Here is a 1,272-nt window from a genome sequence, read left to right as displayed (position 1 = left end):
TGTCGCTGGCGGGCGAGATCGCCGGGGCGGCGATCGACCCGTTCGGGTACCTGATGTCGTCGGTGGCGTCGTTCCTGATGGAACACGTGCAGCCGCTGAAGGACATGCTGGATTCGGTGGCGGGCAACCCGCCGGTGATCCAGTCCTATGCGGACACCTGGGGCAACGTCTCGAAGGCGCTCGGCGAGCGCAAGACGGATTTCGACAACGCGGTCAAGAACGGGACGACGGGCTGGACCGGCGCGGGCGCGGACGCGTACCGGAAGTTCGCGGCCGAGCACAGCGAGGCCCTGTCCGGCGCGGCCACGGTGGCCGGCGCGATCAGCACGGTCACGATGATCATGGGCCAGATCGTCTCGTTCGTGCGGGAAACCGTGCGGCAGCTGATCGCCGACCTGGTCGGCAAGCTGATCTCGTGGGTGATGGAGGAGGTCTTCTCCCTCGGCTTCGGCACGCCGGTGGTGGTGGCGCAGGCGTCGGCCGCGATCGCCGAGTGGGGCAAGAAGATCGCCGGGCTGCTCAAGAAGCTGACCGACTCCATCCGCCGGGTCTCGCCGCTGCTGTCGAAGCTGGTGGACATCTTCGAGAAGATCGCCAAGGTCTTCGGCAAGGTGCTGGGCAAGGTCAGCGGGCTGGACGGGCTGAAGGTCAAGGAAGGCGGCTTCGTCCGGAAGATCCCCAAGGGCGAGGGGGGCGGGGTCCACGCCCGCGCCCACGGCGGCGACGGGGAGGGTGCCCACGGCGGCGACGGGGATTCCGCGAGCGGCGACGGCTCGCACGGCGGCGAGGGAGATTCCTCTCCCGGCGGCGACGGAGACGGTTCGCCGGACGGCGCCGGCCACGCCGGTGAAGATCCGCCGAGCGCCGACCCAGGCGCCCGCCGCGGTTCGAGCCGGGACGGATCCGGTTCGGCGGACGGGGACGGCTCTGGTTCTCCTTCGCACGCGGGTGACGGGGAGGGGTCGCCATCGGCGGCGCGGTCGGGCGACGATTCCCCCTCCGGGGACAGCTCGCCCTCACACACCGGCGAGGGTTCTCCCGCGCACGCGGGCGAGTCGGGCGCCACGCCGACTCGATCGCCTTCGGGCGGCAGCAGTCCTTCGCACGCCGGGGAGGGTGCACCGTCGCGGGCAGGCGACGGCAGCCCCTCGCACACCGGCGACAACGCACCATCGCGAGCGAGCGACAACACTCCCTCACACACCGGCGACAACAGCCCCTCGGCCACCCGCGGCAGCGACAGCACGCCACCGCACACCGGCGACAACGGTC

1 pseudogene is annotated in these 1,272 nt (G+C 71.4%); it reads left to right on the top strand.

Annotation, left to right across the window (positions count from 1 at the left end):
- Window positions 1–1,272: pseudogene (locus ACWED2_RS05860) on the top strand (hypothetical protein); the annotation flags it as partial.

The organism is Amycolatopsis sp. NPDC005003 (assembly GCF_053600695.1).
This window is presented reverse-complemented; position numbering and strand designations above follow the sequence as displayed.